Raw genomic sequence first — 13,583 nt, 5'->3', positions numbered from 1 at the left:
AGCGCTATCATTTCAATTTATTTCGCAAGCGACCGATGAAAAACTTACCTTAAACCAACACCATTCCCCCGCCATTTCCCTGAGTTGTTTTACAAAGACCCAGTATTGGTCATACGCTGTTTTGATTCCAGCTGGAGACGAACGGTTACTAATCATTATCATCCACAATTTCCAGATCTTCCGGCACAATCCACAACGAATTCCTTACCGCGTTGTGGTTCGCAACGCCAAAGCGGTCCAGGTCATTGTCAAACAAAATCAGCAGCCTGCCATAGGCATTTCTGGTTTCACCCAGCACCACGCCCGTCTCGCCAATCAATTTCCAATAGTCGTTTTCTGCATGGATTTCCTGCTCCGCACTTTGCCGCCCTAAAAACGACATCAGTTTTACCTTGGTGTTTGTTTTCATACAATATTGATGGCCGGGCTCCAATCCGCTCCTCCATAAGGGTGGCCGCAGGCCGGGTGGTTAAAACGTCAATCCTTTTTATATTTCAACCCTGAACCTACAATTCATGCGAAATTTAAAAATATCACAAATAAAAAAAACGTTTTCCAACAATTATTTCGTTGTATAGTACATACGATTCGCCAATTGATGTATATTTAGCTGAAAACACTTGTATTAGTATGAGAATTATTAAGTCTACCAAAATCTTCGTTTCAACATTCGGGCAGGTGTGGGATGTCGCTATAGTTTTCTTTGGATACGCCGGAAGTTTATTTTAAGGCATCGACGGTCGCGCCCCTGCCATCGATCTTCGCGCCCCTGCCATCGACGGTCGCGCCTTTGCCATCGACCTTCGCGCCTTTGCCATCGATGTTCGCGCGCTTGCCATTGACGTTCGCGGCCTTGCCATCGACGTTCGCGCGCTTGCCATTGACATTCGCGGCCTTGCCATCGACGTTCGCGCCTTTGCCATTGACGTTCGCGCCTTTGCCATCGACCTTCGCGCCTTTGCCATCGACGTTCGCGGCCTCGCCATCGACGTCCGCAATGCGACCACCTGCTGCAACGGCCTACTGTGACTGCGACTGAAACTCCCTAACCCCAACGCCAACCCGTCTTTTAAACAGTTTCGAAAAATACCCATAGTCCTCAAATCCCAACTCATAGGCAATCTCACTGAGGTTTTTCCTCGAATGGATCAGCATCCGTTTGGCTTCGAGCAGCACACGTTCCGTGATGATGTCGGTGGTTGTTTTGCCGATTACCGCCTTGTTGATGCGGTTCAGGTGTTTGGCTGTCATGTGCATCATCCCGGCATAGGCTTCGGCGGATTTCTCAGTGCGGAAGTGCTGTTCTACGTACTTTTCAAATTCGTGGAATCTCACAGAATAAGAATGCTGTGCAGCGTTGATGGGATTTTGATCTGCAGCAGCGCGCCCAAACCCGATGTAAATTTGGCTGAGGAGGCTCAGGATCAGTTCGTCACGCTTCAATGCCGCCCCGCCACTTTCCGCGAGAATTTTGACAAACCGTTGTTCCGTTTCCTGCAATGCCACGCCATCCAGCACGAGCTCACATGTATTGCGCAACGGCGAAAAAAATGTAAAACTGTCAATACCGTTGATGAAATGCAGGTCATAAAACGCTTTGGTATGGAAGAATATGAATCCGTCCGCTTCCGCAGAAAGGGACCAGCTATGGGCTTGCCCGGGCGACATCAGGAACAGGGAGCCCGGTTTTACGTTAAATGTCCTGAAATCGATATGGTGCCTACCCGTCCCTTTCGTGAATAAGATGGCAGCATAAAAGTCGTGCTTGTGCGGCCGCTCTATATGCTTATGGCTTGTCACCAAATGATTTGCCAACGTATTGGCGTAAAAATCCTCCCCGGCTTCCGGCTTCCGGAACTGATTGATGTTGAGTATGGCGATTTCGTTCATAATGTCCTAAAAGTACCATTTTCTACGCAATACGCACCAACGATTCATCTCAAAATATCCGGACCTTTGTCAAATAAATCCGAGTGACAAAAAGAAGAAGTTTCATCAATATAAAGTAAGGATCAAAGTCAGTTAAAAATTATTCACCATGTGCACCAAAGGAACAAAACTATACAGCATCGCCACCGGAACCTGCCCGAAATGCCAGTCAGGCAAAATGTACATCCACAAAAATCCGTACAACGTCACTAAAATGCTTACCATGCACGAACATTGCAGCCATTGCGGTTTCCGGTTCATGGTCGAACCGAATTTCTTCTTCGGGGCGATGTATGTCAGCTACGGACTTGCAGTAATGGCCGGGCTTTTCTCGTTTTTGATTACGCACTACGGCTTCCACGCCGGTGTCGACGTTTCTTTCATTTCCATATTTGCCACCTTGTTTGTACTCCTGCCCCTGATCACGCGCGGCGCCCGGAGTATCTACATCAACATATTTGTAAACTATGAAAAGGCACTCAGCGCCTAAGAAAACATCATTCTAGTTCCCACGACCATTCCCCTCCTCCGGAGGGGTGGCCGAAGGCCGGGGTGGTGACCTTAGGCCGCAGGCCGGGGTGGTAACCGAAGGCCTAAGGCCGCGGCGGTAACCACAGGCGGAAGGCTGGGTGGTGACCGCAGGCCGCAGGCCGGGGTGGTGGCCGAAGGCTGAAGGCATGGCTGGTTTCTCCACACCATGATAAAAAAATCAGGTATAACTACGCGTATCCACCCCAATCCTATTCTCTAAGTTTGGCTATTGACAATTTAAAAACCAATCAAAAACCAAAACTTAAGATGATACACCAAAAATTTTTCGGCGAGAAGGCTGAAAGGGTGACTCCGGAAAATCTCGGCGAAGCCGTACAGCAGGCGATCGAGATTGAGATTTCGACGATTCCGACCTACCTTTTTACCTATTACTCCATCAACAGGGCACCCAACCAGCAGGCGATGATCAATTCGCTGACCAATGCGCTGCTCAAAATCGACAGGGAACCACGCTACACTTTTGAGGAAGCCAGTGAGATGGCCCTAAACCTTTCTGCTGATATTATGGTATTTGCAAACAAGGCCGGGGCAATCATCATGAGCGTCGCCATTGAGGAAATGCTGCATATGGCCCTTTCGTCAAACATCAAGCAGGCGTTGGCCGGGCAGCCAATTCTTTATGGCCGCTCACCGGCAACCTGGCCATGCGATCTTCCGGGGCATAAGCCCGCTTTGAAGATCAATACGTCAAAACTGGACATGGCGCAACTCGAAACCTTCCTGAATATCGAGAAACCGATGAAGCCCAAGCAGAAAACGCTCAAGGCCGCGCGCAACTACATTCCCTATCCGACAATCGGTGAGTTTTATGATATGGTCATCGACTGCCTGGATAAGAATCCCGGCCTTCGCTACAACACCCGCGCACCGCAGCTCGTACCCGAAAAGGGCTACTACGCGCAGAACAATATCGACACCATTTATTATGACAAAAACCACAAGCCGGTATTCACCAACGAAAATGAAGGCGGTGACCTGATTTGCGTTAAGGACCGTGATTCTGCAGTAGCGGCCATCAACCTGATTGTCGAGCAGGGCGAAGGCAGGCTCGTTCCCGATGCGCCGTATCTGGACAAGGACAACAACCTCGATTTTGCCGCTTTGCTCAAATACCAATTCAAGCCGGAACCGGGCCGGGAAGTATCTCATTTCGAAAAATTCGCCGAGATATACCAGACGTATTATGCTATGGAAAAGCAATACGACGCCCTGGGCATCACCGATATCCACTTCAGTGAGCTGTTTGTGATGGACATCCGCAGTAATCCGGCCACGACCGATTATCCGGCACATATCGCACCGGTGTCAGACCTGATCAACGGCGTATACACATACATTTTTGTGATGATTGAGGAATGCTACCGCAAATCGGGAAGTACCCAATATGAAACGTTCATGTTCGGCATCCACAAATCGATGATCTTTATCCTGAACTCGCTTTGCGGCGACATCATGAAACTGAAATACAGGGCCGACGACGGTAAGGAATACTACGCCTCCCCCACGTTCGAAAACTACAATTTCAGTCCGGTGGCACGTCCTAAAGCACAATTACAGGCGTTATACGCAGCAGCCGTGGCGGTATATCCGGCAATCTCATATCTCGGAGTCAGGATCAATGACCTCCCGGACGTGGATTTAAAATAATCGATTTTCATTTTGCAAAACATTTATTTAAAGAACTTATGGCTACAACAAAATACAATTCCGAATTATCAATGTGCGGCGGCAAGGCACCGGATCCGGCAGCGCCTTCCGCCCCGAAAAGTTTAAAAGTCCCTGTCGAGCTGCACGTTTGCATGGGACTCAATGCCTGCAAAGGGCACGACCGGACGGGCGCAAACAATTGTGCCGGCACCGGGTACTGCGCCACGGCAGAACAGCACAACTGCCAGACGCTCAACAACTGCCGTAACCAGGGCGGATGCGGACTCTACGGTGACGCTGAACAGCAGATGAATCCCGGAAATAACAACTGCGCCTGGCAGGGAAGCTGCGCCGTGCCCATCCAGGCAGAGCGCTTCAGCACGCTGGGTGACAACCAGGGATTGAGCACCTGGAAGCGCGCCCGCGTTATTTTTGAAAAAAGGATGACGGATGCCAACCGGAACTTCGGGCCCGCTCCGTTTGAATGCGGACCGCCGCAGGCCTGGCTGACATCTGTACTGGGATCTTATGACTCATGCGGGAACAGCGGCAACAAAAGTTGTTCCTTCGGATTCAACAACCCGGCAAACAATGCCAAAAAACTTTGTGAAGGCGGGAAAGAATAACTTATGAAATCAGTGGCAACTTATAGCGATATGGTCAGGGCAATGCCCAATCCAGGTCTTGGCCTTGGATTAAGAAGCGTACACTTCGACCATATCCTTAAACATCAACCGGAAGTAGATTGGTTTGAGATCATTTCAGAAAACTTCATGGATTCCGGCGGACGGCCACGCCACATACTAAGACAATTGATGGAGCGATACCCTTTGGTCATGCATGGGGTATCGCTTTCTATAGGCAGTACCGATCCGCTTAATGCCGGATACCTCACAAAACTGAAGGCACTGGCTTCCGAAATAAAACCATTGTGGGTCAGCGATCATCTTTGCTGGACGGGCATCAACATGTTAAACACACATGATTTACTGCCCGTAGTCCTCAATGACGAATCGCTCAAACACATTATCGGGCGGATCAATCACGTACAGGATTTCCTCGAACGCCCATTGGTCCTGGAAAACCCCAGCACTTACCTCACTTTCAAACAATCCACGATTGCAGAATATGATTTCCTGCGATACATGGCCGAAGAAACCGGTTGCGGACTGCTGCTAGATGTAAACAATGTCTATGTGTCTTCGTTCAACAACGACTTTGACCCGATACATTATATAAAGCAATTGCCGCACGACCGTATCGTACAGATGCACATTGCCGGACACCAGCACTGCGGCGATTACATCATCGATACGCACGACCGGGAGGTCACCGACAAGGTGTGGGAATTGTTCTCACTCGCCTGGCAGCTTACTGGAGGCACGGCCACCTTGCTCGAATGGGATGGTAACATCCCCGCGTTCGACGTCTATTACGAAGAACTCATGAAATCCAAACAATTCATGCAAGGGTTTCATAGCCAGCACGTCAATACCGGCAGCGTCGCAACTCCAGAGTTTCAAATTTCAAATCCTGTTGATTTCCTCGTCAACGAAATCAGGCTGTAAGCATGTCAGGTATCCGCGAAATACAATTCTGGATGCAGTCCATGCTCGTGAACTCCGTTCCCGTGTCCCCTTCCGGGCAAACCGCAGCGGATATGGTCTGTGATTCCCAAAGGCTCTCCGCGGCACAGCACCTGAACATTTACCGGCACAGTTACATCGCGCGGCTTCGTTCCTGCATGCAAAGCCAGTTCAAGGCTTTGGCGTATGCTTTGGGAGAAGAACTGTTTCAGGCCTTTGCCGACCAATACCTCGACAGCAATCCTTCGATAAGTTATACACTGAATAATTTAGGTGAGAAATTTGCCGATTTCCTTTCCTTAACAAGACCGGATGCCGAAAGTACTGAGAAGGAAACCTGGCCTGATTTTATGATTGAACTGGCCGCTTTCGAATACGCGCTTTCCATCACCTTCGACATGGAGAGTAATGACGATGAAAGGATTGTTGGAGGTACACCCGATCAGTTGCTCCAGGTTTCCCCCACACTGCATCTTTTTGAGCACCAATTCCCGATCTGCAGTTATTTCCTCGATTTCTGTGCAGAAAAGACGCCGGAGTTGCCCTTCCCGCAAAAAAACTGGTGTGCGGTTTCGAGGCAGAATTACCGCCTCGGATTGTTCCCCATCGGTTCCGACCAATATTGCTTTTTAACATATCTAAAAAATGGGTTATCCATCCCTGAAGCCAAAGAAAAGCTCATCGCGCGTCTCAATATCGAGAGCGTGAGATTAGACGAAGTGTGGCCGGTTTGGCGAAAAACCTTTATCGCCTGCGGCTTCTTTGTGTCGATTTCGATGTAATAGAGGCTTCTTTCCCGCCTGGGAATTTTACTATCTTTGGGAGCCTAATGTTTACCAATATGAAAAATAAATTCCTCTACATCGCTATATTGGCCGCCTCATTGAGTTATGCCCAAAACGCTGCGCGGCACTGGAACGGAAAGCGGTGCGCCGTCGTCCTTACCTATGACGATGCGTTGAATATACATCTTGACAAAGTCATCCCGACGTTGGACTCGTTTCATTTTAAAGGCACTTTTTACCTTGTCGGATCGTCTCGGGTCGTTTCCGAAAGGATTCCTGAATGGCGTGCCGCGGCAAAAAACGGGCATGAACTGGGAAACCACAGCTTAAACCACCCTTGCGACGCTACTTTGCCCGGACGCGATTGGGTAAATCGGGAAAATGACCTCTCAAGATATACGGTGGCACGGGCCGTCAACGAAGTCCGCATCAACAATTCTTTGCTCAAGGCCATAGATGGTAAAGGCCAAAGGACGTTTGCGTATCCGTGCGGCGACTTTACGATTCATGACACTTTGTATTACAATGCGTTGAGAAATGATTTTGTGGGTGCCAGGGGCGGGACATCAGGATTTCCGCAGGCTAAAGAAGTGAATCTGGACGACATCAACGCCTTCGTTGAAGATGGGACAACAGCCGCACAAATGATTGCGCAGGTCGAGGAAGCTGAAAAAGCCGGGTCGTTCATCGTATTCCTGTTTCACGGCGTGGGCGGCGAGCATCCGATGAATGTGGATGCCGGAGAGCACAGGAAACTATTGGAATATCTGAAGAAACGGGAAAAGGATATTTGGGTAGCGACGATGGTTGATGTGGCAAAATACATCCGCGAACAGCAAAAGTAAAAACAGCGGTTTATCGCGTAAATACCAGATGATTTCCCTTTGACACATTCGCATCAAACTGATATCCGTCATAATTGAAACCCTTCAGATCATCAATGGTTTGAGCATGGGTATCTAAAATATAACGTACCATCATCCCGCGTGCTTTCTTTGCAAAGAAACTGATGGTTTTGAGTTTTCCATCCTTAAAATCCCTGAAATCAGGTGTGATGACCGGCACTTTCAGGGCCTTCACATCTATCGCCCCGAAATATTCCTGGCTGGCCAGATTGATAAAAAGCTCTCCTTTCTTTAATTCCTTATTCAGGGCTTTGGTAAGATCAGCCTTCCAGAATTCATAAAGGTTTTTGCTTTCCCCGACAGGCAATTGTGTCCCCATTTCCAGGCGATATGGCTGAATTAAATCCAATGGTTTCAGCAAACCGTACAAGCCCGAAAGGATACGCAGGCTGCCTTGTAATTCATCCAGTTTTTCCAACGGAATCGAATACGCATCCAATCCCTGATACACGTCGCCATTAAAAGCGTACATCGCCGGGCGCGCATTCTCAGGGGTAAAGGGCGTTTTCCATTTTTTGTTGCGCTGCCAGTTGAGCTGGGCCAGGTTGTCAGAAATATCCATTAATTCGGATAATTCCGCGGGCTTTTTCTTCCTGACCACGGCTTGTACGATACGACTTTGCTTCAAAAAAGCAGGCTTCGTATGCCGTTCTGTCGGCAACGGGGTTTCAAAGTCGAGCGATTTAGCCGGAGAGATAACGATTTTCATACTCAGAAATTAGAAAGGTTGGAAAAGACACAGCGCAATCGGAGGTGAAGTGACGTTCTTTAGTTGTTCTGACTTTACCTGCCGCACGACGCTAATTAAACAAATCTTCTTCGATTTGGAAGCTACTTAAGAATTCCACCGTTTTTTGTATGTCATAATGCAAAATGCGGTCCTCTCCTACCAACGGCACTTCCTCACGGTAAGATTTCAGGAAACTTTCGATAAAAGCGCTTGACTTTAACGGTTCCCGGAAATGGATGGCCTGTGAGGCATTCATCAGTTCGATTGCGAGAATCCTTTCAAGGTTTTCCATCACTTTTAACGCCTTTACCGCAGCATTTGCTCCCATGCTCACGTGGTCTTCCTGGCCATTAGACGAGACAATGCTGTCTACACTGGCCGGCGTTGACAACTGCTTGTTCTGGCTGGCAATACTGGCGGCCGTATATTGCGGGATCATAAAACCTGAGTTCAATCCCGGATTCTCAACCAGGAATGCGGGAAGTCCGCGCAGCCCTGAAATAAGCTGATAGGTACGCCTTTCCGAAATGCTTCCGAGCTCAGATAACGCAATGGCCATAAAATCCAGTGCCAGCGCCAGTGGCTGCCCGTGGAAATTCCCTCCGGAAATAATTTTGTCGCTTTCCCAGAAAATGTTCGGGTTATCTGTTACCGAATTCACTTCGGTTTTGAAGACCTTCTTGACGTAATCGATCGCATCTTTTGACGCCCCGTGTACCTGCGGTATGCAGCGGAAAGAGTACGGATCCTGTACGTGCTGTTTGTATTGGGAGATAATCTGGCTGCCTTCAAGGAATTCCGCGACACGGCGCGCCGTAACCACCTGGCCTTTGTGCGGCCTGATGTAATGGATCAGTTCGTTGAACGGTTCAATCCGGCCGTCAAAACCTTCGAGGGAAACTGACCCGATCAAATCAGCAAGGTAAGAATATTTGCACGCTTTGAGCAGCACATAAACGCCGTAAGCACTCATGAACTGCGTGCCGTTTAAGAGCGCCAGCCCTTCCTTTGATTGCAACTCGATGGGCTTCCAGCCGAAATGCGTCAGGACATCCATCGAAGGAAGCCTCTTATGCCCAAAAAACACTTCGCCAAGACCCAAAAGTGGCAGCGACAAATGGGCCAGCGGCGCTAAATCGCCGGAAGCGCCTAACGACCCCTGCGTGTAAATGACAGGTAGGATGTCGTTATTGTAGAAATCAACCAAGCGCTCCACCGTGAGCAGCTGGACACCCGAATTCCCATAACTGAGCGACTGGATTTTAAGCAGCAACATGAGTTTTACTATAGGTTGCGGTACCTCATCCCCGATGCCGCAGGCGTGCGACTTGACCAGGTTTTCCTGGAGTTTCGACAGGTTTTCCTTTGAAATCTTGATGTTGTAAAGCGATCCAAAGCCCGTGTTGATCCCGTAAATGGGTTCATCGTGCGACTGCATCTTGTTGTCGAGGTAGTCGCGGCATTTCTGTATATTGACTTTAGCTTCCTCAGAAAGCGCGAGGGTTTTATGTTGTACGACAATGTCGTTGATTTGCTCAAAGGTCAGGATATCTGAGCTGATATAGTGGGTGTTGTCCATTAGTTGGTGATTGAAAGGCCAAAATTCCGCAATCGGTCGTTAAAATCCAAGGTTTGTTGATAATAATTAACCGCCTGATACCATCTCAAATTTAACAATCGGTATTTTTTGTATCGGTTAAATAGAAATTCAGTCTCATTGCCGTGACATTTCACACAATTAATGCCATATCTGTAAAAATTTCACACAAGGTGTAGGTATATGCAAAAAAATGTATTTTTGGCAAACAGATATGACAAATCCTTCCTGCATAATCATCCCTTCTTCAGTAACCGTATATGTTGGTTCGACAACATCTACTACCACGACCCCATTGGGGTAAACAGTTTACATATCATCCTGCCTGTATTTTTCGAAAGAAAATAAAACCGCATTTACGTTTCCCTAAAATAATTCATAATGAAAATCCTAAAATTTGGCGGCACTTCTGTGGCCGATGCCGCAAATATCCGCCGCGTAATAGATATCGTCAAAAGTCAGTCAAAAGACAATCGCCTGGTCATCGTCGTGTCCGCATTCAGCGGTGTGACTGACCTGCTGCTGACGGCCTCGCGCGAAGCGGCCGCGAAAAACGAAAACTACAAGGAAATCTCCCGCCTGATTGAGCAAAAACACCTCGACGCCATCAGGGACCTGATTCCGGTAAACCACCAGAGCGCGTTGCTAAGCCATGTCAAGCGCATCATCAACCACCTCGACACCTTGTTTGACGGATGTTTCTTATTGGGTGAATTGTCAGCACGGACTTCCGATACGATTGTCGGTTTCGGTGAAATCCTGTCATCATCGGTAATTTCCGAAGCGATGAAGCAGGAGGACGGACTGCGCAACGAAGCCGCGTTTAAGGACAGCCGCGAACTCATCAAAACCAACAGGAGTTTTGGAAAAGCCGCCGTGAATTTTGAAACGACCAACAGACTGATTTCCGACTATTTCACGAGCGCTGCGCAGCGCGTCACAGTGATTCCGGGCTTTGTGGCATCATCCAGCGATGGCAACAACACCACCCTGGGACGCGGCGGATCGGATTACACAGCTGCAATCCTGGCGGCTGCCCTTCATGCCACTGTACTTGAAATCTGGACTGATGTGAACGGAATGTACACCGCCAATCCCAGACTCGTCAAACAGGCACAGCCCATCGAACGCATCTCTTATCAGGAAGCGATGGAATTATCGCATTTTGGCGCCAAGGTGCTTTACCCGCCCACGATCCAGCCTGTTTTGAACCTGAAAATCCCGATCCTGATAAAGAACACTTTTGAGCCCGAAGCCGTCGGGACGCGCATTTCCGATGAAAACAATGTGCAGTCGAATCCCATAAAGGGCATCACACACATCGATCGGATTGCACTGCTGACCATCGAGGGATCGGGAATCATCGGAGTAACCGGATTCTCGAAAAGGGTTTTTGAGGCGCTGTCCAATAAAGGCATCAATGTCATTTTCATCACCCAGGCCTCTTCTGAGCATTCCATCTGCATCGGCATACAGCATGAGGATGCAGACGCCGCAAGGACCAGCGTCGATGAGGCCTTCGAAATAGAAATCACGCAGCAGCGGATCGATCCCTGCACAGTGGAAAAAAACCTGTGCATCGTGGCATTGGTTGGTGAAAATATGAAAAACCATCAGGGACTGAGCGGGAAGATGTTCAGTACGCTGGGCAAAAACAACGTAAACATCCGGGCCATTGCCCAAGGCGCTTCAGAGAGAAATATTTCGGTCGTTATCAATGAGAAAGATGTACAGAAAGCATTGAATACGCTGCACGAACGCTTTTTTGAGGACAACATCAAACAGCTGAACCTTTTTGTAATGGGTGTCGGGAATGTGGGTGAGAAATTCATGGAACAAATCAGCAGCCAGAAAAAATACCTGAAAGACAATCTTAAAATTAACGTTCGCCTTATCGGTGTTTCCAATTCCCGGAAAATGCTTTTTGATGAAGACGGTATTCCTTTAAAGGAATGGAAAAGCCTGCTTGAGCATGGTGAAAAAGCGGACAAGGAAACATTCGTTGAGCGTGTCAAAGCGCTGAACCTGCGCAACAGCGTTTTCGTTGATATTACCGCCAATGAGGAGATTTCAAAAACCTATGCGCAATATCTCGAGAAAAATATCGCGGTGGTAACCTGTAACAAGATTGCCTGCGCTTCCGGATTCGAAAATTACAAAAATTTGAAAAACCTCTCCCGAAAGTACAATGCGCCGTTTTTATTTGAAACCAATGTGGGTGCCGGATTGCCTATCATAGACACGCTGAAACGGATGATCGCTTCGGGAGACAAGGTCAACAAGATTCAGGCGGTTTTGTCGGGGAGCCTGAATTTCATTTTCAATAATTTCAATGAAAACGCTTCATTCCATGATGTGGTTAAAGAAGCCGGAGTCCAGGGCTTTACTGAGCCCGATCCGAAAATTGACCTCAGCGGCGTCGACGTTGCGCGCAAGATCCTGATCCTCATACGCGAAAGCGGCTATGAAATGGAAATCAATGACATTGAAAACAAGTCCTTTTTGCCACAGTCGTCGCTGGATACTGATAATGTCCCCGATTTTTTCAGCTCGCTTACCGCAAACGCCGCGCATTTTGATGCCTTGTACAAAGAGGCTGCCTCGAAAGACTGCCGCCTCAAATATGTCGCGCAGTTTGAAAACGGGAAAGCTTCGGTAGGGTTGCAGGTGATCCCGAAAGGACATGATTTTTACAACCTTGAAGGAAAAGATAATATTGTACTTTTTTACACCGACCGATACGTGGACCAGCCGCTGATTATCAAAGGGGCCGGGGCCGGGGCTGCGGTTACGGCTTCCGGAATTTTCGCGGATGTGATACGTGTGGGGAATGTGTAATTAAGGGCTGAAGCAGCAAATTGGCGTTTTCTTTTTTGTCACGACGGAAACTTTGCTACACTGCCGCTTTGTAAGTTTATAATCATGAAAGAAATAAAGATATTCTGTCCCGCTACGATCGCAAACCTCTCCTGCGGATTCGATGTGCTGGGTGTGTGCCTAGACAATGTGGGTGATGAGATGGTTGTCAGGAAAATGTCAGCCAAAGGGGTCCGCATTACGAAAATTGCTGGAGCCGATCTGCCCCTGGAAACCGAAAAAAATGTATCCGGTGTCGCAGCGTTGGCGATGCTCGCGCAGGTGGAAACCGACTTTGGTTTTGAGATTGAGATTTATAAAAAGATTAAGGCCGGAAGCGGCATCGGCAGTTCTGCGGCAAGTTCAGCCGGAGCGGTTTTTGGCATCAACGCACTCCTCGGGAATCCATTTTCAGCGCACGAGTTGGTGCCATTTGCAATGCAGGGCGAAAAGCTCGCGAGCGGCAGCGCACACGCAGACAATGTAGCGCCGGCGCTATTGGGCGGTTTTACGCTCGTTCGCAGCTATGACCCCCTGGACATCATCAGGATTGAAAGCCCATCCGAATTGTATGCTGCGGTGATTCACCCACAGATTGAACTGAAAACCGCTGACGCCAGATCGGTCTTGAAGCAAAACATTCCGCTTAAAAGCGCGATTGCGCAATGGGGAAATGTTGGCGGACTTGTGGCGGGGCTTTATACCAATAATTATGAGCTCATCGGCCGATCATTGCATGACGAGATTGTGGAGCCATTACGGAGCGTCCTCATTCCGGGCTTCGATCTTATCAAGGCCGCAGCGCTGGAAAACGGTGCGTTAGGCAGTGGCATTTCAGGATCGGGGCCTTCTGTATTTGCGTTGTGTAAAGGAAGGGAAACGGCCCATAAAGTAGCCGAAAGCATGTCTTCGGTTTACGACAACATAAAACTCCCATATGAAATCCATGTCTCACCGGTAAATGACATTGGGGTTAAAATATTGGCTTCTCATTAA

General features: G+C 48.5%; 12 protein-coding genes. 8 read left to right on the top strand and 4 right to left on the bottom strand.

The window, feature by feature from the left end:
* Window positions 1-148 precede the first annotated feature (148 nt).
* Together HYN48_RS08880 and HYN48_RS08875 are read right to left on the bottom strand one after the other, a co-directional pair.
* Window positions 149-409: a hypothetical protein gene (locus tag HYN48_RS08880; RefSeq protein WP_108370792.1), complete on the bottom strand. Its 261-nt coding sequence runs from the start codon at window positions 407-409 to the stop codon at window positions 149-151.
* A gap of 611 nt (window positions 410-1,020) precedes the next feature.
* Window positions 1,021-1,890: a helix-turn-helix domain-containing protein gene (locus tag HYN48_RS08875; RefSeq protein WP_108370790.1), complete on the bottom strand. Its 870-nt coding sequence runs from the start codon at window positions 1,888-1,890 to the stop codon at window positions 1,021-1,023.
* A 148-nt stretch (window positions 1,891-2,038) separates the two neighbouring features.
* On the opposite strand from HYN48_RS08875, the gene HYN48_RS08870 reads away from it, so the two are divergent.
* The 6 genes from HYN48_RS08870 to HYN48_RS08845 all read left to right on the top strand — a co-directional run bounded on the left by HYN48_RS08870 (window position 2,039) and on the right by HYN48_RS08845 (window position 7,344).
* A complete protein-coding gene (locus HYN48_RS08870) occupies window positions 2,039-2,419 on the top strand; it encodes a DUF983 domain-containing protein (protein ID WP_108370788.1) in 381 nt (126 codons plus the stop codon).
* 308 nt (window positions 2,420-2,727) lie between these two features.
* Window positions 2,728-4,128 carry a ferritin-like domain-containing protein gene (locus tag HYN48_RS08865; protein WP_108370786.1) on the top strand — a complete coding sequence of 467 codons (1,401 nt, stop codon included), beginning with the start codon at window positions 2,728-2,730 and terminating at the stop codon, window positions 4,126-4,128.
* A gap of 38 nt (window positions 4,129-4,166) precedes the next feature.
* Window positions 4,167-4,754 (top strand): hypothetical protein, encoded by a 588-nt coding sequence (locus HYN48_RS08860; protein WP_108370784.1) that lies wholly within the window; start codon window positions 4,167-4,169, stop codon window positions 4,752-4,754.
* 3 nt (window positions 4,755-4,757) lie between these two features.
* On the top strand, window positions 4,758-5,696 hold the full coding sequence (bufB, locus tag HYN48_RS08855; RefSeq protein ID WP_245945942.1) for an MNIO family bufferin maturase: 939 nt from the start codon (window positions 4,758-4,760) through the stop codon (window positions 5,694-5,696).
* 2 nt (window positions 5,697-5,698) lie between these two features.
* On the top strand, window positions 5,699-6,496 hold the full coding sequence (locus HYN48_RS08850) for an HvfC/BufC N-terminal domain-containing protein (RefSeq protein WP_108370781.1): 798 nt from the start codon (window positions 5,699-5,701) through the stop codon (window positions 6,494-6,496).
* A 59-nt stretch (window positions 6,497-6,555) separates the two neighbouring features.
* Complete coding sequence (locus HYN48_RS08845) at window positions 6,556-7,344, top strand: polysaccharide deacetylase family protein (RefSeq protein ID WP_108373498.1); 789 nt, start codon at window positions 6,556-6,558, stop codon at window positions 7,342-7,344.
* Window positions 7,345-7,354: 10 nt separating this feature from the next.
* On the opposite strand, the gene yaaA is transcribed toward HYN48_RS08845, so the two are convergent.
* Together yaaA and hutH are read right to left on the bottom strand one after the other, a co-directional pair.
* Window positions 7,355-8,113 (bottom strand): peroxide stress protein YaaA, encoded by a 759-nt coding sequence (yaaA, locus tag HYN48_RS08840; protein ID WP_108370779.1) that lies wholly within the window; start codon window positions 8,111-8,113, stop codon window positions 7,355-7,357.
* Between the two features lie 91 nt (window positions 8,114-8,204).
* Window positions 8,205-9,713: a histidine ammonia-lyase gene (hutH, locus tag HYN48_RS08835; RefSeq protein WP_108370777.1), complete on the bottom strand. Its 1,509-nt coding sequence runs from the start codon at window positions 9,711-9,713 to the stop codon at window positions 8,205-8,207.
* Between the two features lie 399 nt (window positions 9,714-10,112).
* On the opposite strand from hutH, the gene thrA reads away from it, so the two are divergent.
* Window positions 10,113-12,569 carry a bifunctional aspartate kinase/homoserine dehydrogenase I gene (thrA, locus tag HYN48_RS08830; protein WP_108370775.1) on the top strand — a complete coding sequence of 819 codons (2,457 nt, stop codon included), beginning with the start codon at window positions 10,113-10,115 and terminating at the stop codon, window positions 12,567-12,569.
* Between the two features lie 84 nt (window positions 12,570-12,653).
* Window positions 12,654-13,583 carry a homoserine kinase gene (locus tag HYN48_RS08825; RefSeq protein WP_108370773.1) on the top strand — a complete coding sequence of 310 codons (930 nt, stop codon included), beginning with the start codon at window positions 12,654-12,656 and terminating at the stop codon, window positions 13,581-13,583.

Source organism: Flavobacterium magnum, from assembly GCF_003055625.1.
Classification (GTDB): domain Bacteria; phylum Bacteroidota; class Bacteroidia; order Flavobacteriales; family Flavobacteriaceae; genus Flavobacterium; species Flavobacterium magnum.
Note: the sequence above shows the minus strand (reverse complement) of the source record. Positions and strands in the feature narration are given on the sequence as shown.